17 protein-coding genes and 1 pseudogene are annotated in these 20,339 nt (G+C 60.0%); 6 read left to right on the top strand and 12 right to left on the bottom strand.

The window, feature by feature from the left end:
- Positions 1–1,620, top strand: a complete 1,620-nt coding sequence (locus F8N12_RS03670; RefSeq protein WP_150579214.1) for a DUF2300 domain-containing protein — start codon at positions 1–3, stop codon at positions 1,618–1,620.
- 3 nt (positions 1,621–1,623) lie between these two features.
- Positions 1,624–2,427 carry a YfaP family protein gene (locus F8N12_RS03665; protein ID WP_150579213.1) on the top strand — a complete coding sequence of 268 codons (804 nt, stop codon included), beginning with the start codon at positions 1,624–1,626 and terminating at the stop codon, positions 2,425–2,427.
- Positions 2,428–2,837: 410 nt separating this feature from the next.
- Here the strand turns inward: F8N12_RS03665 and F8N12_RS03655 are convergent.
- The 9 genes and pseudogenes from F8N12_RS03655 to F8N12_RS03615 form a co-directional block, all read right to left on the bottom strand.
- Positions 2,838–3,588: pseudogene (locus F8N12_RS03655) on the bottom strand (helix-turn-helix transcriptional regulator).
- 210 nt (positions 3,589–3,798) lie between these two features.
- Positions 3,799–4,326 carry an inorganic diphosphatase gene (gene ppa / locus F8N12_RS03650; RefSeq protein ID WP_045061525.1) on the bottom strand — a complete coding sequence of 176 codons (528 nt, stop codon included), beginning with the start codon at positions 4,324–4,326 and terminating at the stop codon, positions 3,799–3,801.
- A gap of 112 nt (positions 4,327–4,438) precedes the next feature.
- Positions 4,439–5,251 carry a zinc-dependent peptidase gene (locus tag F8N12_RS03645; protein ID WP_150579211.1) on the bottom strand — a complete coding sequence of 271 codons (813 nt, stop codon included), beginning with the start codon at positions 5,249–5,251 and terminating at the stop codon, positions 4,439–4,441.
- Between the two features lie 6 nt (positions 5,252–5,257).
- Entirely contained in the window at positions 5,258–5,914 is a 657-nt protein-coding gene (locus F8N12_RS03640) for a DedA family protein (RefSeq protein WP_150579210.1), read from the bottom strand.
- 285 nt (positions 5,915–6,199) lie between these two features.
- Positions 6,200–6,658, bottom strand: coding sequence for a GNAT family N-acetyltransferase (locus tag F8N12_RS03635; RefSeq protein ID WP_150579209.1), 459 nt, complete (start codon positions 6,656–6,658; stop codon positions 6,200–6,202).
- 118 nt (positions 6,659–6,776) lie between these two features.
- On the bottom strand, positions 6,777–7,601 hold the full coding sequence (eutC, locus tag F8N12_RS03630) for an ethanolamine ammonia-lyase subunit EutC (RefSeq protein WP_191623105.1): 825 nt from the start codon (positions 7,599–7,601) through the stop codon (positions 6,777–6,779).
- 8 nt (positions 7,602–7,609) lie between these two features.
- The gene (locus tag F8N12_RS03625) at positions 7,610–9,004 is read right to left on the bottom strand and encodes an ethanolamine ammonia-lyase subunit EutB (protein WP_150579207.1); all 1,395 of its coding nucleotides are present in this window, start codon (positions 9,002–9,004) and stop codon (positions 7,610–7,612) included.
- Between the two features lie 51 nt (positions 9,005–9,055).
- The gene (eat, locus tag F8N12_RS03620) at positions 9,056–10,504 is read right to left on the bottom strand and encodes an ethanolamine permease (RefSeq protein ID WP_150579206.1); all 1,449 of its coding nucleotides are present in this window, start codon (positions 10,502–10,504) and stop codon (positions 9,056–9,058) included.
- Between the two features lie 175 nt (positions 10,505–10,679).
- Complete coding sequence (locus F8N12_RS03615; RefSeq protein WP_150579205.1) at positions 10,680–12,200, bottom strand: aldehyde dehydrogenase family protein; 1,521 nt, start codon at positions 12,198–12,200, stop codon at positions 10,680–10,682.
- Between the two features lie 406 nt (positions 12,201–12,606).
- On the opposite strand from F8N12_RS03615, the gene F8N12_RS03610 reads away from it, so the two are divergent.
- The 4 genes from F8N12_RS03610 (at position 12,607) to F8N12_RS03595 (ending at position 16,956) form a co-directional block, all read left to right on the top strand.
- The gene (locus F8N12_RS03610) at positions 12,607–14,514 is read left to right on the top strand and encodes a sigma-54-dependent Fis family transcriptional regulator (protein ID WP_150579204.1); all 1,908 of its coding nucleotides are present in this window, start codon (positions 12,607–12,609) and stop codon (positions 14,512–14,514) included.
- A gap of 186 nt (positions 14,515–14,700) precedes the next feature.
- Positions 14,701–16,050 (top strand): UDP-N-acetylmuramate:L-alanyl-gamma-D-glutamyl-meso-diaminopimelate ligase, encoded by a 1,350-nt coding sequence (gene mpl / locus F8N12_RS03605; RefSeq protein WP_150579203.1) that lies wholly within the window; start codon positions 14,701–14,703, stop codon positions 16,048–16,050.
- Entirely contained in the window at positions 16,047–16,679 is a 633-nt protein-coding gene (gene ubiX, locus F8N12_RS03600; RefSeq protein WP_150579202.1) for a flavin prenyltransferase UbiX, read from the top strand. Before mpl ends, ubiX begins: the two co-directional genes overlap by 4 nt.
- Positions 16,672–16,956, top strand: coding sequence for a YceK/YidQ family lipoprotein (locus tag F8N12_RS03595; protein ID WP_150579201.1), 285 nt, complete (start codon positions 16,672–16,674; stop codon positions 16,954–16,956). Before ubiX ends, F8N12_RS03595 begins: the two co-directional genes overlap by 8 nt.
- Positions 16,957–17,205: 249 nt before the next feature.
- Here F8N12_RS03595 and F8N12_RS03590 read toward each other — a convergent pair whose 3' ends face one another.
- From F8N12_RS03590 to F8N12_RS03580, 3 genes are all read right to left on the bottom strand, one after another.
- Positions 17,206–17,847: an oxidoreductase gene (locus F8N12_RS03590; RefSeq protein WP_150579200.1), complete on the bottom strand. Its 642-nt coding sequence runs from the start codon at positions 17,845–17,847 to the stop codon at positions 17,206–17,208.
- Between the two features lie 27 nt (positions 17,848–17,874).
- Positions 17,875–19,593 carry a C13 family peptidase gene (locus F8N12_RS03585; RefSeq protein ID WP_150579199.1) on the bottom strand — a complete coding sequence of 573 codons (1,719 nt, stop codon included), beginning with the start codon at positions 19,591–19,593 and terminating at the stop codon, positions 17,875–17,877.
- A 112-nt stretch (positions 19,594–19,705) separates the two neighbouring features.
- On the bottom strand, positions 19,706–20,161 hold the full coding sequence (locus F8N12_RS03580; protein ID WP_150579198.1) for a MaoC family dehydratase: 456 nt from the start codon (positions 20,159–20,161) through the stop codon (positions 19,706–19,708).
- Between the last annotated feature and the right edge of the window lie 178 nt (positions 20,162–20,339).

Genomic DNA, 20,339 nt, shown 5'->3' with positions numbered 1-20,339 from the left:
ATGGCACGGGGATGGCTGGTTTTCGTGTTGTGCTTTCTGCCTGCGCTGGCGACAGCGCAGGCAGAACCACTGCGACTGGGCTTCAAGGGCGAGCTGCTGTCGTTAAACCGAACCCGGGTCATTGCACGCGAACCATTGCCTGCTGACCTGCAGGCGCCGTTAGGCAGTCTGTGGAAGTTATTCGTCTACGCCTGGCTGGTGGACGCCGGCGCGCATGAGCCTGCTTACGCCTGTCGCGGTCAGTCGAAGGAAGAAGTCTACTGCTGCACTGCGGGCAGCAACATCGAACGCGATCAGGCGTTGGTGAAGTCCTGTGGTTTGTATTTTGAACCGGCTCGGCTGGGGATTTCCGATGTCGCCTGGCGTCAATATTGGCAGACGCGGCAGTCCCCGGAATGGTTGCTTGATTTGGCGTTGTTGCAACCTTCGACACGTGTTTCAGTGGCTGAATTGCTCAAGGTGCTGGCGGCGCTGCCCGCGCAGGACCAAGCCCGGCGGGTGTTGCTCGACGTGGTACTGAGCGCGGCGGAGGGCAACGTCGCCGGTGAACTGGGCGGCCGATTGCGAGTAAAAACCTGGAGCTGGCTGGGCGATCAGGATCCGTCGTCGCGTCAGGGCGGATTTGCCGGATGGCTGGCCGATGGCACGCCGATATGGGCCGGTGGGCGCGGGACCAGCCAGATGGTTTTGCGCAATCATGCTGAGGCTCTGTCGTCAACATTGCCGGTTGAGCGGCCTGCAGAGGCGGGACAATGCGTCGAGGTGGAGCTATTTTCCCGGTATCCGATCGCACGCGTGCTGGCAGGTAATCAGGTTGTTTCTGCCGGAGCGCTGCAGGGCGACTACCGCGTCGAGTTCGCTAATGGCAATCAGCTGGATATTCACAGTGACGGTGAGCTGTATCGAGTCGGCGACAAACTCCTGGCCCGTCTGGATCGTGAAGAATACGTCGCCCGCGTCCTGCAGCGTGAAGCGAAGTCCGAGCCCGCTGAAGCGGCTAAAGCACTGGCCATCGCAATCAGAACCTATCTGCTGCAAAACGCCACGCGCAACGGCGAATGCCTGAGCATCGAAGACAGCAGCAGCCGTCAACGGGTCGCTCCACGGCCGGCCTCCGCTGAGTCACGCAACATCGCCGCGTGGACCAGCGACCTTATCCTTGCAGGCAGCACCGTCACCTATCACTCCGATCAATCGGGCCCGGACAAACTTTCCTGGTTGCATGCCGTCGATCAGGCCAATGCCGGCCAGCGTTACGATGCAATCCTGATGCACGCCTATCCGCGCGCCAGCCTCAGCCGCTGGGACAACCCCGTGGCCTCCTGCGAGGCATTGCCGGCCGCGCAAGACTGGCTGCAAAAACAGCGGCGCGGCTGGCGGCCTCGGCTTAAAAGCGAAATCGGCTACAACGAAGTCAGCACGTTCGCCGTCTGCCGCCTCGCCCTCGGCCGCCCCTATGTCGACCGCGAACGCCAGCGCATCTATGTGCGCGGCATGCTCTCGCTACAGGATCGCCTCGATTTGACTCACGAATATCTGCACCTGGCCTTCGAAGCCCACCCCAACGGCCAGAATGAAACCTTCATCGAAGGCCTCGCCCGCCACCTCTTGCTGGAATAGACCATGAAACTCCGTTATCCACAGGTCTTGCTGTTTCTTAGTAGTGTTTATGCAGTGCTGCCAACGTTTGCCGCGACGGTAAATCTAGACACTCCCGCCGGCGGCTGGCGCACTGGCAACGCTGAAAACGAATATTTCAGGCAATCCGTCAATTACCCGGCCTCGTCCGTCAACACGCCGCAGGGGCAGGCCAATACCGCGCGCATTACCGGCCAGATCAAAGGCGCGCCGAAGAGCAATGAGCCCGGCCGGCTGATCGTCAACGGCGTCAGCATGCCGCTCAAGAGCGATCCGGCTGGTGGTTTTGATCGGCCGTTCTCGTTTCCCAGTGGCAGCAACAGCGTCGAAGTGCGCAGCGCCGACGGCCAGCAGCGCAAACGTACCCAATTCCTCAACACCAGCGGCGGCGCTACACCGGCCAAATTGCGTGTGCTGCTTGCCTGGGACAGTGATGGCACCGACCTGGACTTGCATCTGATCACCCCCGACGGCGCGCACGTCTGGTACGGCGAGCGCGCTGTGGCCAACGGCGCGGCGCTGGATGTGGACGTGACCACAGGCTACGGCCCGGAAATCTTCGCCATGCCGGCGCCGATCAAAGGGCAGTATCTGGTCTATGTGAACTACTTCGGTGGCGGTTATCGCAGTGATGAAGAGGGGCAGGAGGATGCGGTACAGCCGCTGACAACGGCGCAGGTGACGGTGATCACGGAGGAGGGCACGCCGAATGAAAAGATGGAGACGTTTCTGGTGCCGATGCGGGCAGTGGGGGAGTTGACGTTGGTTAAGGGGTTTAGTTATCCGTGAGGGGCAGGTGATGTTGAGTCGTAAGGGCGGTTGAGCCAAGAGCCAAATGGCAGGCATTAAAAAGCCGGCTTGTGGCCGGCTTCTCGGGGACTGGCTTGGTTTATTTTTGGTAAACCGCGCCAGCCTTCAAAACGTACACCCGGATCTTGCGTCCGGCTGTGGGACTTGGCGAGAAAGTCATCTGCCTTGTCGGTGCGATCGAGCCGCGAGGCGGGGTGATGCGCAAATGTGCGGCGCAGCATACTGATTTTTTTCCGCAATGCCCAGTGTGGAGTGCGCGGTAGAGCGTTTGGCCGCGCTGGGCGAAATTGTTGTGGTGAATGTGCCTCCGTCATCGCGGGCAAGCCCGGCTCCCACAGGTAGTGCGTAGGTCCGTGAGATCCCGGTTACCTGCGAAAACCGCAGGGCTTTTATAGAAACGGCACCAACGGCCTGCGTTTGTTCAGCGTCGACCACCAGAATACCCAGCCCAGCACCCTGATGTTTTGTTCTTCAATGTGCGCGGGCCTGAAGATTTCGTCGGGGTATTGGGCGTTGTTATGGCTACGCATGCGCAATGAGTTGCCGGGAATGCGGTGCAGGTATTTGATGCGAAGCATGCCATCGTGCTCTATGGCGTAGATTTCCCCGTCGACGATTTGCGTCAGCCCTCGGTCGATGGCGAGGAGGGAGCCGTCTTCGATTTTTTCGGCCATGCTGTTACCGATCATGCGCGCGCAGATCGCGTCGGTGTGCTTGATTTCCAGCGAGTCGAGGTCGCTTCGTGGCAGACGTATGGATTGGTCGGGGTCCCTGATGACGTGGGTTTTGTCGGAGCCCGGGCCGAGGCTGGCTTCTTTGAAAAACGGCAGTTCGACGTCGGTAGGCTCGACGACTTTATAGATGCCGCGCATGGCCTGAGCGTCGGAGGCGTTGCCGGATTGGTCGGGCGCGCGCAGTTCCTTGGCGGCCTTTGGTCCTTCTCCGGTTTTGAGCCAGTCGCTGCTGACGGAGAGTCGTCTGGCGACTTCCTCCATGAAATAGTCCGGCACTCCGCGGGAATACCAGTTATGCACGTTTTGAGGTTTTTCGATCTGCAGGAATTCGGCAAATCGCGTCGTCGTGATATTCGCCTCTTGGAGGAGCATTGAATCGTACACCGCAGGTTTTGTTCTTTTTCATGAACAAGAGTCTACGTGCGGCAAACGGGGCTTTGAATAAACGACTCGTTCAATTTCAGGGTCGAATTTACCACCGGATGTAAGACGCTCTTGTCGGAAAATAAACAGGGCCAACGGAGGGCGCAGAGCATTCAACGACCGGTTTGTGCCGCAAGAACGCCCACAAAAAACCCCGGATGACCGGGGTTTTCTTTGCATCCGAAGCGCAGGATCAGCCTTTGTAGGCGGCGACCGACTTCATGATTTCGGTGCGTGCCGCTTCTGCGTCGCCCCAACCTTCGATCTTCACCCATTTGCCTTTTTCGAGATCCTTGTAGTTCTCGAAGAAGTGCTTGATCTGTTCCAGCAGCAGCGCAGGCAGATCCGTGTATTCCTTCACGTCGACGTACAGCTGGGACAGCTTGTCGTGTGGTACTGCGATGACTTTGGCATCGCCGCCGCCGTCGTCGGTCATGTGCAGGATGCCGACAGGACGAGCGCGGATAACGGAACCTGGAGCAACCGGGTATGGGGTCACAACCAGCACGTCGAGGGGATCGCCGTCGTCAGCCAGGGTGTTGGGAATGAAACCGTAGTTGGCCGGGTAGAACATCGGGGTGGCCATGAAACGGTCAACGAACAGGCAATCGCTGTCTTTGTCGATTTCGTATTTGATCGGCGCGTGGTTGGCCGGAATCTCGATCGCGACGTAGATGTCGTTCGGCAGGTCTTTGCCAGCCGGAATCTTGCTGTAGCTCATTGGGCGGTGCCCCCGTAAGTTGGCCAAAAACACTTGGCCGGATTGACCAAAAAGTGGCAGCGATTATAGGCATATTACGTCGTCGACGCCATGTATCAGAAGTCGTAGAGACCTATTCGTGTGCCTGATAGACCGGGTCCTCGGCCAGAAGTTGCCGCAACCGGGCCAGCGGGTCCTGGCGGTAGAAAAGCTTGAGCTGCTCGTACACCGGGGGATATGTGTCCTGCAGCAGATCCGGCGCGCTGAAGAAGTACTCACTGGTGACCGCGAAAAATTCGGCGGGGCTCTCCGCCGCGTAGGGGTCTATGGCTGTTTCGGCGTCGGGGTCGTGCTCCAGTTGCCGATCAAGATCGTCATAGGCCTCCTGCATCGCCTTGGCCCAGTCGCTCACACGCATATCGGTGTGCAGTGGCGGCAAGCCATTGGCGTCCCCATTGAGCATGTCGAGTTTGTGCGCGAGCTCGTGAATGACCAGGTTGTAGCCTTCCCACCCGCCACTGGCCATCACACCGGGCCAGGCAAGAATGATCGGGCCTTGCTGCCAGGCTTCGCCGCTGTGCTCGCCGTCCCATTCGTGTTCCACGCCGCTGGCATCGCGATGGCGCTGCGGACTGACGAAATCGTCGGGGTACAGCACAATTTCGTGAAAACCCTGATACCAGTCCAGGTCGCCAAGGTGCAGCAAGGGCAGTTGCGCTTGTGCCGCGAGCAACAGGCGCTGCTCCTGATGGAGTTCAACGCCGGGCAGGGCGGTGAGGTATTTGTCTTCGAGAAACAGCACGCAGGCTTCGCGCAGCCACCGGTCTTCGGCGGCAGTGAGACCATCGAGAAAGCTCAGGTGATGGCGCACCCGCTGCCACATATCGTCGGCAATCGGGTGGCGGGCGAGTCGGCGCCGGCGACGCCAGGCGCTAAACGACCACATGCTGATTCAGCGCGATTCGACCTTGGAGTTCGAGCCGCTGAAGCGGCTGCGGAACAGGCCGATGATCATCGGTACCAGCGACAGCAGGATGATTGCGACCACCAGCAACGACAGATTTTTCTTGATGAACGGGACGTTGCCGAAGAAGTAACCGAGGGTCACCAACCCGCCGACCCAGAGAATCGTGCCGAGGACGCTGAAGCCGAAAAAGCGTGGATACGGCATTCTGGCAACACCGGCGACGAATGGCGCAAAGGTGCGGATGATCGGCAGGAAGCGCGCCAGAGTCACGGTTTTGCCGCCATGCTTGTCGTAGAAGTCGTGGGTTTTTTGCAAGTAATCGCGGCGGAAGATTTTCGAATTCGGATTACTGAAAAGTTTTTCTCCGGCTGTGCGCCCGATCACATAGTTGGTGCTGTCCCCGAGAATCGCCGCCAGCATCAGCAGGCCTCCCAGCAGTACCGGGTCCATGCCGCCACCAGCTGCGACGGCACCGGCAATGAAAAGCAGGGAATCGCCCGGCAGGAAAGGCATCACCACCAGACCGGTCTCGCAGAAAATCACCAGAAACAGAATGGCGTAGATCCATGGCCCGTAATTGGTGACCAGCAAATCGAGGTAAACATCGAGATGCAGAATAAGGTCGAGCGGGTTGAAATCCATGGCGGGCACCTGTGGTAAGCGGCCCGACTCGACAGGCCTGTGCGGATGACTTCGCGTAAGGCCTACAGACGGGTGTAGTTTTTCTTACAAGCCGAAAGGACGGCATTATACGGTTTGGGTGATCAAAAGCGCGTTGAGTTTGTAGCGGGGGATGTCGCGCAGGACCAGCGGTCAACCCGCGCTCTGTTATAGGAGCAAGCTGGCTCGCGATGGGGTTGGTCATTCAACCCTGCATCGGATGGAAGACCGCTTTCGCGAGCAAGCTTTGCTCCTGCAAGTTGAGGCTCAGAGCTCGTCGCTGATCGGCAATACGTAGTTCTTGAACTCGGTATCTTCCTTGAAACCAATCGATTCGTAAGTTTTCTGCGCCACTTCGTTATCGCTGCTGGTGGAAACACGCATGCGCACGGCGTGGGTGTCCTTGGCCATTTTCTTTGCGGTGCGAATCAGGTTGTCGGCCACCAACTGGCGGCGCGCATCTTCGGCGACGTAAATATCGTTAAGGATCCACACGCGCTTGAGCGACAGCGACGAAAAGCTTGGGTAAAGCTGACAGAAACCCATCAATTTGTCGTCGGCATCCGCCAATGCCAGGTAAATCACCGATTCCTTGCGACGCAGGCGTTTTTCCAGAAACGCGCGGGACGAGTCGGGGTACGGCAGGGCGCCATAAAACTCGCGATACTTAACGAACAACGGGGTCAGCAGGTCCAGGTGTTCCAGGGTCGCTTGAATAATCCGCATCGATAGTTCTCGTCTTCAAGGGCTGTCATCACGTGCTCCGACGGCGAACGGTTCTCACTCGGGCAGCCGTGCGTCGATCCTGCCTGAGTCGACCGCCGAAACGCAATGCGCAAACGCTTCAGGCGTCCGGCGCGCTCAGTAGGAAATTACCCTTCATATCCGCACCCTCGTCCGACGCCAGCGTCTGAACCTGCGCTTCGTCCTTCAGATTGACCCCCGACAACTGCCGTCGGCAGGCTTCACGCATCAGATACAGCAGGCGATGCGCCGCCATGCCGTAGCTCAGGCCTTCGAGTCGGACATTGGATATGCAATTGCGATAGGCATCGGTCAGGCCTACCTTCGGAGCGTAAGTGAAGTACAGCCCCAGGCTGTCCGGCGAACTCAAACCCGGACGCTCGCCGATCAGAATCACCACCATTTTTGCGCCCAGCAGTTCGCCGATCTGGTCAGCCACGGCAACGCGGCCTTGTTCGACCAGAATGATCGGCGCTACAGACCAGCCGTCGGAGGTCATCTGCTCCTCCAAGCGTGCGAGCAAGGGCAGGGTATGGCGATGAACGGCGAGTGCCGACAAACCGTCGGCCACTACGATCACCAGGTCCACTCCTCCGGGATTCGCCGCGGCGTGATCGCGTAGGGTTTGCGCCGATTTCTCACTGAGCTTGCGACCCAGATCGGGCCGTTGCAGATAGCTGTCGCGGTTGGTCGCGGCACTTTGCAGCAGCAGCGTTTCATGTCCGCGCTCGGCCAGTTGTGCGCTGAGCGCGGCGTGGTCAAACGGCAAATGCACGGCGTCGCGCGCCTGCGCGTGGGCGTACTGGAAGTCCAGTTGCGCACTGGTTGGCATGCTGGTGCCAGTGCGGCCCAACGCGATGCGCGCCGAGGTCAGGCGACGCAGTTCAAGCAGCGGGTTCTGCACATCCACAGGAGGTTTATCCATTTCGACACTCATCCCAATTGCGCCAGCGCGTGGCGGAACGCCGGGGGCAAGTCTTCGCCAAACCGGACCCGGCCGTCTGCCTGGGTGAAAATGCCCATGGTCGCGAGCCATTGCTCGAATTCCGGTGCGGGTTTGAGCCCCAGCGTCTGCCGGGCGTAGAGGGCGTCATGGAACGACGTGGTCTGGTAATTGAGCATGATGTCGTCGGATCCGGGTATGCCCATGATGAAGTTGATCCCGGCCACGCCCAGCAGCGTCAAAAGCGTATCCATATCGTCCTGATCGGCTTCGGCGTGATTGGTGTAGCAGATGTCGCAGCCCATCGGCACGCCGAGAAGCTTGCCGCAGAAATGGTCTTCGAGGCCGGCGCGAATGATCTGTTTGCCGTTGTAGAGGTATTCCGGGCCGATAAATCCTACAACGGTGTTCACCAGAAACGGCTTGAAATGGCGCGCGACGGCGTAGGCGCGGGTTTCACAAGTTTGTTGATCAACGCCATGGTGGGCGTTGGCCGACAGGGCGCTGCCCTGGCCAGTTTCGAAATACATCAGATTCTGCCCAAGGGTGCCGCGATTCAGACTGAGCCCGGCGTCGTAACCTTCCTGCAGCACATTCAGGTTGATGCCAAAACTGGCGTTGGCCGCTTCGGTGCCGGCGATCGACTGGAACACCAGGTCCAGCGGGACGCCGCGATTGATCGCCTCGATGGACGTGGTGGCGTGGGTCAGCACGCAGGCCTGGGTGGGAATGTCGTAGCGCTGGATGATCGCGTCGAGCATTTCCAGCATCGCGCAGATCGAGGAAGTGCTGTCGGTGGCCGGGTTGATACCGATCATCGCGTCACCGTTGCCGTACAGCAACCCGTCCAGAATGCTCGCGGCAATGCCGGCCGGTTCATCCGTCGGGTGGTTGGGCTGAAGGCGCGTGGACAAGCGGCCGCGCAGTCCCATGGTGCCGCGAAATTTAGTCACTACGCGGATTTTCTGCGCTACCAGCACCAGGTCCTGCACGCGCATGATTTTCGAAACAGCGGCGACCATTTCCGGCGTCAGCCCGGGCGCGAGGGCGCGCAGGCTCTGTTCGTCGGCGGCATCACTGAGCAGCCAGTCGCGGAAACCGCCGACGGTGAGGTGGCTGACAACGGCAAAAGCCTGTTTGTCATGGGTGTCGATGATCAGACGGGAAATTTCATCGACTTCATACGGAATCAGCATTTCCTGCAGGAAATGGGTCAGCGGAATGTCAGCCAGCGCCATCTGCGCTGCGACGCGCTCGCCATCGTTGAGGGCGGCGATGCCCGCGAGAAAGTCCCCCGAGCGAGCCGGGCTGGCTTTGGCCATGACGTCCTTGAGGCTGTCGAAACGATGGGTCTGGTTGCCGACCGTGTGCGCAAAACTGGCCATACAGATTCTCCGTGACGGCGCAGCGCGGAGCTGCGCCCCGTGTTCCGGCGGTTAGTGCAGGGCTTCTTCGGCCTTCTGAATGGCCGCGAATTCCTCTTCGGGGGTGCCTGCTACCAGGTGATGCCGACTATAGAAAGCGAAGTAAGCAATTAGCACTCCATAAATGATGGCTGCGCCAATGACGACCCGTGGGTCCACAAGGAACCCCGCAATTACCGCAATGCAGGCCAGCACCAGAGCGACGCCTGAGGTGAAGATACCGCCCGGCGTGCGGTACGGCCGATCCATTTTGGGGCGACGAATGCGCAGAGTGATGTGTGCGGCCATCATCAGGACGTAGGAAATGGTCGCGCCGAACACGGCCACCAGGATCAGCAGATCACCCTGGCCGGTCAGCGACAGGCCGAAACCGATGATGCCCGGAATGATCAGCGCCAGCACCGGGGCTTTGCTTTTGTTGGTCTGGGAGAGTTTGCGCGGCAGATAGCCGGCGCGGGACAAGGCGAAAATCTGCCGGGAGTAGGCGTAGATGATCGAGAAGAAACTGGCGATAAGCCCGGCTAACCCGACCAGATTGACGAAGTGTCCCATCCAGGTAGAGCCGCCGTAAGCCTTGCTCAAGGCTTCGACCAACGGGTTGCCCGAAGTCAACAACGCATTGGCGCCCGCACCGCCGGGGCCGATCACCAGAATCAGCAAGGCAAAACTTACCAACACCAGCATGGCGCCAATCAAACCGCGTGGCAGGTCGCGTTTCGGGTTTTTGGTTTCTTCAGCGGCCAGCGGCACGCCTTCGACAGCGAGGAAAAACCAGATTGCATAGGGGATCGCGGCCCACACGCCAACGTAGCCGAACGGCAGGAAACTGCTCGCGCCCTTGGCTTCGGTCATCGGAATGTCGAGCAGGTTGGCGACGCTGAAATGCGGCACCATCGCCACCAGAAACACAGCCAGCGCCAGCGCCGCCACGGCGGTGATGACGAACATCAGCTTGAGTGCTTCGCCAACCCCGAAAATATGGATGCCGATAAAAATGATGTAAAAGGCCAGGTAAATCATCCAGCCCCCTATGCCGAACAGCGATTCGCAATAGGCGCCGATGAACACCGCGATGGCGGCGGGGGCGATGGCGTATTCGATGAGGATGGCGGTGCCGGTAAGAAATCCGCCCCAAGGGCCGAATGCGCTGCGGGCAAAACCGTAGCCACCGCCGGCGGTAGGGATCATGGAGGATAATTCCGCCAAGGAAAAACACATGCACAAATACATGGTGGCCATCAGCAGTGTGGCGAGGAACATACCGCCCCAGCCGCCTTGTGCCAGGCCGAAGTTCCAGCCCGCGTAGTCGCCGGAGATGACGTAAGCCACGCCAAGGCCGACCAGCAGGACCCAGCCTGCCGCGCCTTTTTTCAGTTCGCGTTGCTGGAAATACTCGGAGCCGACTTTTTCGAAGTCGACCGATGAGCCGGTAGCCGGGGTGCCAGGTAGTTCGCTGGGCATGGGATTCACCGTTTTTATTGTTTTTGAGCGATTGGGTTGATTACGAATCGTAATCTCGCCCGAAACCTGTGGGAGCTAGCCTGCTAGCGATTGCGGTCTGTCAGCCAGAAAAAACTCTGGCTGATACGACGCCATCGCCAGCAGGGCTAGCTCCCACATTTTGTGGTGCTGTCCGTTAGAAAAAGCCCAACGGATTGATGTCGTAGCTCACCAGCAGGTTTTTGGTCTGCTGATAATGATCGAGCATCATTTTGTGCGTCTCACGACCCACGCCGGATTTTTTGTAACCGCCGAACGCGGCGTGCGCCGGGTACAGGTGATAGCAGTTGGTCCAGACACGCCCGGCCTTGATTGCGCGACCCATGCGGTAGGCACGGTTGATGTCGCGGGTCCACAGACCGGCACCGAGGCCGAACTCGGTGTCGTTGGCGATGGCCAGCGCTTCGGCTTCGTCCTTGAATGTGGTGATGCTCACCACCGGGCCGAAGATTTCTTCCTGGAATACGCGCATCTTGTTGGTGCCCTTGAGCAAGGTCGGCTGGATGTAATAGCCGCTCGCCAGATTGCCCTCGAGCTTTTCCACCTTGCCACCGGTCAGCAGTTCGGCGCCTTCGCCCTTGGCAATCTCCAGGTAGGACAGGATTTTGTCGAATTGCTGCTCGGACGCCTGGGCGCCGACCATGGTGTCAGTGTCCAGCGGATCGCCACGTTTGATCTGCATGACTTTTTTCATGACCACTTGCATGAATTCGTCATAGATAGACTCCTGGACCAGCGCACGCGACGGGCAGGTGCAGACTTCGCCCTGGTTGAAGAATGCCAGCACCAGGCCTTCAGCGGCTTTCTCGATGAACGTCGGCTCGGCCTGCATGATGTCTTCGAAGAAGATGTTTGGCGACTTGCCACCCAGCTCCACGGTGGACGGAATGATGTTTTCGGCCGCGCATTTCATGATGTGCGAGCCAACCGGGGTCGAGCCCGTGAAGGCGATCTTGGCAATGCGTTTACTCGTCGCCAGCGCTTCGCCCGCTTCTTTGCCGAAACCCTGAACGATGTTGAGCACGCCTGGCGGCAGCAGGTCGCCGATCAGTTCGACCAGGACGGTGATGCCCAGCGGAGTCTGTTCGGCCGGCTTGAGCACCACGCAGTTACCGGCTGCCAGCGCCGGGGCGAGTTTCCACGCGGCCATCAGGATCGGGAAGTTCCACGGAATGATTTGTCCGACCACGCCCAGCGGTTCATGGATGTGATAGGCCACGGTGTTGCCATCAATCTCGGCGGCGCTGCCTTCCTGCGCGCGGATGCAACCGGCGAAGTAGCGGAAATGGTCGGCGGCCAATGGGATGTCGGCGTTGAGGGTTTCGCGGACGGCTTTGCCGTTGTCCCAGGATTCGGTGATCGCCAGCAGCTCGAGGTTTTCTTCGATGCGATCGGCGATCTTCAACAGCACCAGCGAACGAGCCTGTGCGGAGGTGGCGCCCCAGGCATCGGCTGCGGCGTGAGCAGCGTCCAGTGCCTTGTCGATGTCCTCGGCGGTGGAACGTGGGAATTCGGCAATTGGCTGGCCATTGACTGGCGACGTATTGGTGAAGTACTGACCTTTGACAGGCGCGACGAACTCGCCGCCGATGTAGTTACCGTATTTGCCCTTGAACGAAACGATAGCGCCTTCAGTACCGGGGTGAGCGTAACGCATGATGTTTTCTCCTTGCTTTTGTAGTTATGGAAGAGAGGCGCATGTGCGCTTGCTATAAGCGTAGAGCAAAGGTTGGGCCACTGCCTTGCAGGTCAGGGGAATCAAGGATTTAGGTGTTTTTTGTCGGACGGGCGGGTGCTGTCTGTCGCGATGGCGATACGGTGCGAGTGACAGTTTGTACCGCTACTGACACAGCCGCTGGCGGGCAGGCTTTCCAGCATTGCAATGCAGTCTTGGCTGGAGGATGCTCTGGCTTGCACTTTTGATGGACACCGCTTCGCTCATGTAGCAGCTGTGGATTGAAACGAGGCTGCGATCTTCTCAACGCTATTTCAAAAGATCGCAGCCTCGTTTCACTCCACAGCTCCTACGAGGGCCGTGGACCTTTCGGGGAGAACAATAAGAAATGCACGACAATCATTTGAGTCGTCACGCCCGGCAAGTGTTGACCGTGGCCCAGGGGAAATCTCACCTGCACGGTCCCGGCAGCGATCCGTCGATTGCCCGATCCTGGTTACGGTGCCTGGAGGACTATCACCTCGACCCGGCCCAGACGATGGCGCCGACAGTGCTCGAACATGGTCGCGTGCTTGAAAGCCGCGAACGCCTGCAGCAAGTGCTGCAAATCGCCGGCTCCGAAATGAACAGCCTTCATCAGCAGCTCTCCGGCGCTGGCCATGCGGTGCTGCTGACCGATGCCCGCGGGGTGATCCTCAACTGCGTGACGGCGCCGGCCGAGCGCAAGATATTCGAGCGCGCCGGCCTGTGGCTGGGCGCCGACTGGAGTGAGGCCTGCGAAGGCACCAACGGCATCGGCACCTGCCTGGTGGAACGGCAGTCGCTGACGATTCACCAGGACGAACACTTTCGCGGCCGCCATACCGGCCTGACGTGCTCGGCGAGCCCCGTGTTCGATCCGCACGGCGAACTGCTGGCGGTGCTGGACGTGTCTTCTGCGCGTCACGATATTTCGCGGCAGAGCCAGTTCCACACCATGGCTTTGGTCAACCTCTCGGCAAAGATGATCGAGAGCTGCTACTTCCTGCGCTATTTCGACAATCAATGGTTGCTGCGTTTTCATCTGCAGGCCGAATCCGTCGGGCTGTTCAGCGAAGGCCTGTTGGCGTTTGACGGGGAAGGGCGGATAAGCGCAGTCAACCAGAGCGCGCTGAATTTGCTCGGGCATGTGCGCAGCGGGTTGCTGGGCAAACCGGTTGACGCGTTCTTCGATTGCGCGCTGGATGATTTGCTCGGGCGTGCAAGTGTCAATGCAAGCGCCAGTTGGCCCCTGCGCACGCGAGACGGCCGGCATTTGTTTGCTGTGCTGCGGGGGCGGCCGCGCAGTACTCCGCTACCGCTGGTGGCGAAGGTGCGCGAGGCCCAGCCGGCGCGGGTATCCGGTATTTGCCTGGGCGACGCAGGGCTGCAAGAGGACTTGCGCAGATCATTGCGAGTGTTCGAGCGCGATGTCCCGCTGTTGATCAACGGCGAAACAGGTTCCGGCAAGGAAGCCTTCGCCAGAGCGGTGCACCAGGCCAGCCAGCGCGCAGGCAAAGCGTTCATCGCGCTTAATTGTGCTGCGATCCCCGAAAGCCTGATCGAGAGCGAACTGTTCGGCTATCGTGGCGGCAGTTTCACCGGTGCGCGTAAGGAGGGCATGCGCGGCAAGCTGCAGCAGGCCGACGGCGGCACGTTGTTTCTCGATGAAATCGGCGACATGCCGTTGACGCTGCAGACGCGCTTGTTAAGGGTGCTGGAAGACCGCCAAGTGGTGCCCATTGGTGGCGAGCCAGAGTTGGTCAATGTGCGGATTATCAGCGCGACTCACCGCGACCTGCTGGCGCGCGTGCAGAACGGCAGCTTCCGCGAGGATTTGTATTACCGCCTCAACGGCCTGGAAGTGGCGCTGCCGGCGTTGCGCGACCGCAGCGACAAATCGCAATTGCTGGACTTTGTCCTCGCCGAAGAGGCGGAAGGGGAAACGGTGTCGATCGATGAACCAGCGCGCCAGGCGTTGCTCGATTTTGCCTGGCCGGGCAACGTACGGCAGCTGCGCAATGTACTGCGTACGCTGGCCGCGCTGTGTGATAGCGGGCGGATCGGCCTGGAGGATTTGCCGGCGATGATTCGGCAGGCGCGGCCGGAGCGGGCGGTTGAGCCATCGTCGGATTATCCACTGGAGGATGCCGAGCGGCTGGCATTGTTGAATGCGCTGGAGCAGACCCGCTGGCACATGACGCACACCGCCGAACAGCTGGGCGTCAGTCGCAATACGCTCTATCGCAAGCTGCGCAAACACGGGATCGCCCGGTAGACCGCGTCGCGCCCATTCGCGAGCAGGCTCGCTCCCACAGGGTTATGGTTCGAATTCCCAATTCGGGAGCTGCCTCAGGTCTACTGTGGGAGCGAGCCTGCTCGCGAAGGCGTCGGTATGGGCGAAACAAAGGTGCGATTTTTCCCCCCCTGCGCTAACCTGCGGCCATGTTTTACGAGGTCGACTATGCACATTCATATTCTTGGTATCTGCGGCACTTTCATGGGTTCGATGGCGGTTCTGGCCAAGGAACTCGGCCATCATGTGACCGGCTCCGATGCCAACGTCTATCCGCCGATGAGCACTCAGCTTGAGGCCCAAGGCATCGAATTGACTCAGGGTTACGACCCGGCTCAACTCGATCCGGCGCCCGATCTGGTGGTGATCGGCAACGCCATGTCCCGCGGCAACCCGGCTGTCGAATACGTGTTGAACAAGGGCTTGCCATACGTCTCCGGGCCGCAGTGGCTGGCCGACCATGTGCTGCAGAATCGCTGGGTGCTGGCCGTGGCCGGCACCCATGGCAAAACTACTACCAGCAGCATGCTGGCCTGGGTGCTGGAGCATGCGGGCATGAGCCCGGGGTTCCTGATCGGCGGCGTGCCGCAGAATTTTTCCGTGTCTGCCCGATTGGGCGATACGCCGTTTTTCGTGATCGAAGCGGACGAATACGACAGCGCCTTCTTCGACAAACGCTCGAAATTCGTTCACTACCGTCCGCGTACGGCTATCCTCAACAATCTTGAGTTCGATCACGCAGACATCTTCCCCGATCTGCCAGCGATTGAACGACAATTCCATCATTTGGTGCGGACCATCCCCAGCGAAGGCCTGGTGATTCATCCGACCACCGAGCCGGCGCTTCAACGAGTGATCGAGATGGGCTGCTGGACCCCAGTGCAAACCACCGGCGCCGGTGGTCAATGGCAGGTCAAATTGCTCAGCGAAGACGGCTCGGCTTTCGAAGTGATGTTCGAAGGCGTCGCCCAAGGCGTGGTCGAGTGGGACATGACCGGCCAGCACAACGTCGCCAACGCGCTGGCGACGTTGGCTGCGGCCCGTCACGTCGGCGTGGTGCCGTCCATGGGTATCGCCGCGTTGAGCGCGTTCAAAAGCGTAAAACGGCGCATGGAAAAAGTCGCAGAAGTGTGTGGCATCACTATCTACGACGACTTTGCGCACCATCCGACGGCCATCGCCACCACGCTGGACGGGTTGCGCAAACGCATCGGCGATGCGCCGTTGATCGCGATTATCGAACCGCGCTCCAACTCGATGAAGCTCGGCGCGCACCGTGATGGTTTGCCCGACAGTGTGGTCGATGCCGATCAGGTGATCTGGTATGCGCCAGCGAACCTCGGCTGGGACCTCGGTGCCACCGCCGCGTTGTGCACCGTGCCGTCGATTGTCAGCGATTCGCTGGAAGGCATCATCGAACGCGTGAAGAGCCAGGCCCAGCCCGGCACTCACGTAGTGATCATGAGCAATGGCGGCTTCGGCGGCCTGCACGGCAAGCTCGCCGAGGCGCTGCAATGAATAACGGCCCGGAACGCATCACGCTGGCGATGACCGGGGCGTCGGGCGCCCAGTATGGCTTGCGCCTGCTGGACTGCCTGATTCGCGAAGACCGCGAGGTGCACTTCCTGATTTCCAAGGCGGCGCAACTGGTCATGGCTACCGAGACGGATGTTTCATTGCCGCCAAAAACCCAGATGATGCAGGCCTTCCTTACCGAGTATACCGGGGCAGCCGCCGGGCAGATTCGCGTGTACGGCAAGGAAGACTGGATGTCGCCCGTGGCTTCGGGCTCCGGCGCGCCGGCGGCGATGGTGGTGGTACCGTGTTCCACCGGGACTCTGTCGGCGATTGCCACAGGCGCCTGCAATAACCTGATCGAACGTGCGGCCGACGTTACATTGAAGGAGCGCCGTCAGTTGATTCTGGTGCCGCGCGAGGCGCCGTATTCAAGCATTCATCTGGAGCACATGCTCAAGTTGTCGAACATGGGTGTAACCATCTTGCCGGCCTCGCCGGGCTTCTATCACCAGCCGCAAACCATCGATGACCTGATCGATTTTGTCGTCGCGCGGATTCTCAATCTGCTGAACATCCCTCAGGACATGCTGCCCCGTTGGGGCGAACACCATCTGACCAGTGATGAATAAATTGCTGATCGTCCTGCTGGCGCTGCACCTGGCCGGATGCGCCACGGCGCGCACGCTGGATGCTGCCAAGCCTGGGGCGCCGGTGGTGTATGCCGGGACACGGCTGGACTGGTATGCCTTGAACGGCGGTTGTTGTGCGATGGACCGTTTTGGCGCAGAGGCGCCGGGTTATCCAGGCGTTGATCTGCCAGCGAGTGCGTTGCTCGATACGCTGTTGTTGCCGTTGTCGGTGTTGACGGTGATTGGCGTGGGCTTTCAGGCAACTGGCGGGTTGTAGCGCACCGGGGCTCTGTGGCGAGTGGGCTTGCCCACGCTGGGCTGCGCAGCGGCCCTTTTTTTGATTCAGTATTTGATATACGACTGCTTCGCAGTCGAAACGGGGGCAAGCCCCCTCACCACAGGCAAGCCCCCCCTCACCACAGGCAAGCCCCCCCCACCACAGGCAAGCCCTCTCACCACAGGTCAGGGCCGCCGCCACAGGTTGCACCGATTGCCAGAGGTCCGAGCACTACCAAAGATTTGCGGGTTATTTACCCAACTTGCGCAACTCGTCTGACTCAACCACGCGCACCCCATCCTGTTCTTCCAGCGCCAGTCGCCACATCGCCCGGGCCAGTTGGCAGGCTTCGATGCCGTGGTACTTGCCCGGAATCAAGCGGGACAATGGCCCGGCGACTTTCTCGGCCAGCCGCGGTTCGATGCGATCACCCAGCAGCAGCGAAGGTCGGCAGATGGTCAGTTGCGGCCAGTCCTGCGCGCGTAAAGCGTATTCCATCTCGCCTTTGACCCGGTTGTAGAAAATCGAAGAGCGGCGATCGGCCCCCAGGGCACTGATCACGATCAAATGCCGCGCCCCCATTTCCCGCGCACGTTTGGCGAACGCCACCACCATGTCCAGATCGACCGCGCGAAACGCTTCCTCGGAGCCCGCTTGCTTGATGGTCGTGCCGAGGCAGCAGTAGGCAATGTCGACCCGACCGCTCAATTGCGGCAGGAAAACCGCCGGGTCGCCGACCGGATTTTCCAGGTGTGGATGTTCCGCCAATGGCCGCCGGGAGGGGGCCAGGACGCGCGTGATGGTGGGTTCATTGAGCAAGCGATCCAGCAGATGTTCACCGGTCAAGCCGGTGGCTCCGGCGAGCAATACGTGCTGAGGCGTCAAATACATAGTGTTTCCCCCGTGATACTGTTCAGCTTAGTTGCTGTTTGCATCCTTGCTGCTGTTAGAGACACTTTGCAGCGCTTTTCGTGCCTGCTGTTTGCGCAATAGCTGCCAGTGGGAGAGGACGGTTTTCGGCGCCCAGATCTGCGGTTCAGACGCTTCGAAGTTGTCGGCCAGCTCGCGCTCGGCCACGGTTGCCCTGGCCAGTTTGAAGGCGTGTTCGAGGTCATCTGTCTGGTTCAGCGCCTTGGCGAACAGGGCGTCGCCGAAGTAGGTGAAGTTGGCTTCTTCGGAACAGCCGAACGACACCCGATCTGCGCGCGAAGCCGTCATGATCAGGGTGCGTTCGTCTTTGAGGGCGGGGATGAACCCGCCGCTGTAGCAGGCCGAGATCACGATGATCTTGTCGCGATTTTTCAATGGCGCAAGGACGGCGGCGAGTTCGTCGGCTGGCAAGTCGGAAAGCTGCATGCGTGGCTGTTCGAGGACCAGTTCGTGTTCGCTGCTGCCGTGGCTCGTCAGGTAGATGAACAGCAGGTCTTCGGGACCGCTGCGTTCGGCCAGGGTCAGGGCCGCGCGACGCAGGTTTTCGCGGGTGGCCATTGGGCGATCGACCAGATGATCGCGATGGTTGACCAGACGGAGCTGGCCAAAGGCGCCGAAGCGACTGGCGAGCATGTTGCTGACGTAGTCGGACTCGCGCAAAAACACGCTTTGCTTGCCATCGCCGCCAAGTGTCAGGGTGTACAGCTCGATGGCCGGGGTCGAGGCGGGCACATTGGCCAGCGCCTCTTCGAGCAGGCGGCCCTGGGCCAGCAAGCCGAGTTCGAGACTGTCAGGCAACAACTTGCCGTCGGCATCACGAACCCTTTGGCCACTGATCCAGATACCGCTTTGCACGGTGCCGTCGGTCAGCACCAGCGTACCGCGTCCGGAGTAACTGTCGGCGTCGAACTGACCGATGTAAAAACTGCCGTCGGACAGGTTGAGTCGGCCCTGACCGCTGAAACGCCAGTCATTGAACTGGCCGATGTAGTGGCTGCCGTCCGCACCGATCATTTCGCCTTTGCCGTTCAGCGAGCCTTCCTTGAACTGTCCAAGCCAGACATCGCCGTCGGCGTTCTCGTAGCGGCCCTTGCCGTGCAACTGATTGTTCTTGAAACCGCCGACGTACAGGTCACCTTCGGCGCTGTTGAACGTGCCGTTGCCTTCCAGCTGGCCATCCTTGAAATGCCCGCTGAACTGGTTGCCGCTGTTATCGCCGCGCTGGCCTTCACCGTTCGGTTTGCCGTTGGCGAATTGGCCCTGATACGAACTGCCGTCTTCCAGTTCAAGGCGACCGAGACCGGCGTATTGATCGGCTTTGAATTCGCCACGGTAGGTCATGCCGTTTTCTTTGAGGGTGCCTTCGCCGTCCCTGCGCCCGGCTTTGAAGCCGCCGGAGTAGCTGCTGCCGCTGGTGCTCAGCGTGCCTTTGCCATCGAACAGGCCTTGATTGAAACCGCCGCGATAGACCTCGCCGTTGCTGCCGTGCCACTCGCCCGGCCCATGCCATTGGCCTTTATCAAATTCACCGGCGTACCAGCTGCCATTCGGATAATCAACGCGGCCCTGGCCTTGCAGCAGCCCGTCAACCACTTCGCCGCGATAGCGTCCGCCATCCGGCAGGCGCGCGTCAGGCGGCAGCAGCGATTCGCCATCGCCGCAAGCGGTGAGCATCAGGGTCAGGGCGATGAGGGCAAGTGAGCGCATAGCGGGATCCGGGCAATTAGGCGACCGAGTATGCCGCAGCTCCATGAGCTTATATAGCCGAGAGCACCGCAGAAGGCGCGAAACAGCATGCGCTGCTTCGCATCCGGGACAGTCAGACGAAGCAGAGCGACAGCGGCTCGGCGATGTAAGCCGGTTTTTCCGAGCCTTCAATCTCCAACGTTGCGGTGGCTTTGAGCAGCCATTGGCCGGGTTTTTTTTCGCTGACGTCGGTCAGCTCGACCTTGAGACGCACTTTCGAATCGACCTTGACCGGCTGGATGAAACGCACGCTGTCGAGCCCGTAGTTGACCACCATCTTCAGGCCTTCGGGCAGCACGAGGATGTCTTCCATCAGTTTGGGGATCAGCGACAGCGACAGGAAACCGTGGGCAATTGTGCTGCCAAAGGGCGTTTGCGCGGCTTTTACCGGATCGACATGAATGAACTGATAGTCGCCTGTGGCTTCCGCGAACAAATTAATGCGCGCCTGATCGATGGTGAGCCATTCGGAACATCCAAGTTCCTTGCCGACATAATCTTTGAGCTCTGCAACAGGAACGTAGGGCATTGAGACTCTCCTTGGGTTCGTCGATTTTTATAGTTTTGGGGGCGGGATTCGAGCTCCCGGATTACCACTTTAGATCACCATGGCTATTTGCTCCGGTCAACCGACCATGCTTTTGGCGAATGCCGGACCATAGCGCGGACATGCTTATAATGCCCGGCGCGAATTTGAGGAGAGACGA

Origin of the sequence: Pseudomonas fluorescens (assembly GCF_902497625.1) — a bacterium.
GTDB classification, from domain to species: Bacteria; Pseudomonadota; Gammaproteobacteria; order Pseudomonadales; family Pseudomonadaceae; genus Aquipseudomonas; species Aquipseudomonas fluorescens_BQ.
This window is presented reverse-complemented; position numbering and strand designations above follow the sequence as displayed.